Annotated in this window: 1 protein-coding gene; it reads right to left on the bottom strand. The window is 58.4% G+C overall.

The window, feature by feature from the left end; all coding sequences use genetic code 11:
* Nucleotides 1–733: 733 nt before the first annotated feature.
* On the bottom strand, nucleotides 734–1,111 hold the full coding sequence (locus tag L8F97_RS22395) for a DUF3617 domain-containing protein (RefSeq protein WP_242154948.1): 378 nt from the start codon (nucleotides 1,109–1,111) through the stop codon (nucleotides 734–736).
* Nucleotides 1,112–1,453: the final 342 nt, after the last annotated feature.

The following is a 1,453-nucleotide window of genomic DNA, read 5'->3' as shown; positions in this document are numbered from 1 at the left end:
AGCGCTGACAGAGCGCCGCCAGATTGCGCCATCCCCTTCAACTCTCACCGGCGGTTATTTGGCTGGTGGTGCTAATGTACGTGCGCTTCCCGCTCAGCTTGCGGAACGTTGAGGATCTGCTGTTCGAGCGCGGCTTCGACGTCTGTCATGAGACCGTGCGAATCGACATTGCCAGTCCCGCGTCGACCGGCAGGCACGACCCAAAAGAGGACGTTCAGGCAACTAGGAGCACCATCCAGAAACGGCCGTTCGTTCATCAGCCTGTGCGGGGCGGTACTACGCTCCGCAATGCCGTTCAATTTCGTCCAGTCGGAGCGTAATTGCTCTGCTAGGCAGATGGATAGTGAGCCTCTGCCGTTCCTGTTCGTTGAAACGAGCGGCCTTGATCAGCAGGTCACGGATGGCTGCGCGACCGACGACACTTTCACTCCCGAGCCATCCACTGGCAAGAGCGATCTCAGGCGCTAGGATGAGGAGGCCATAAGCGTCAGGGGAAAATGCTCGACTATGACGGTGGTGCCCTTCTCGCCCCGATCTCAGTTCCTTCTAACCTGACGACCTCGACTTGGCGAACGGCGGGCGTTTGGAGCCATTAACAGCCTCTCAGCCCGCCCTTCGACTTCCTCAACTCCTGCTACTCGTTCATGTCGCTATCTACTTAAGGGCGCCAAGAGGAACAATCGCGGTCTTATTTTGGCAGCCTTTATCGGATTAGCGGTGGTGACTGCCGCGGCTAAGCGCCAGCACGGATCGCCCGCTGGTCCAGGACAATGCGAAGCGCTCCTTTAGGCGCGCTGCCGGTGACGATCGCCTGCCCAACAAAGCCGGTCGTGTCATAGCTTCCTACGCGGACAATACGCATTGGCATGCCCTTCTTCTGCGGGCAGGTTAGCGTTTGCGTGTAGCGCCCGTTTGCAACGGTCTGGCTTTCGATCCGGCATTGCGCCTTTGGGTCCGGCGCGAGCAGCGCTTCGATGCCCTGACCCGCCAAAATCTGTTTGCGCTCGACCTTGGTTTTCCCACGTGCCATGCGAACAAAGAAGCTGGGCACACCTGGTATCGTAAGGTCTATGAGTTTCGACTTTACCTGCCAAGTGCCGGGCTGCACCATCGGCCCAACCGTTACAACGGGCGGCATAGCGAGAGCGAGGGCGATAAGGCTTATCATCGCCTGATCGTGTACCGCCCGCCGGCACATCGCAACCGTGAATGATCATATACTGAAGTCGCGACGTGAAGACGGTCATGAACTTGGCGCGGCTGCCGATCGCTTCAAGTACTATCGGACCGCCTGCCAAGCCGTTATCAAAGGTGATCGGCTCTACCATTTACGGCAGGCGAGACCCAATCCCGGTCGTTCAGGCCGCCATCCCGGTTCCCCGACTTCTGCGATTCATTTAGGTTTTGGATTGGGTTCGAAGGCCCAAGCCGCTCCCAATGCTAAACGGCGAAA

It is taken from the genome of Sphingomonas sp. BAUL-RG-20F-R05-02, assembly GCF_022662305.1.
In the GTDB taxonomy this organism is placed as follows: domain Bacteria; phylum Pseudomonadota; class Alphaproteobacteria; order Sphingomonadales; family Sphingomonadaceae; genus Sphingomonas.
The sequence above is the reverse complement of the archived record's forward strand: the minus strand, read 5'-3'. Positions and strand labels throughout refer to the sequence as shown.

Coding starts and splice junctions, on each gene's coding strand:
- L8F97_RS22395 (WP_242154948.1), bottom strand. CDS start 1,111: ATGGTGCAGCCCGGCACTTGGCAGGTAAAGTCGAAACTCATAGACCTT.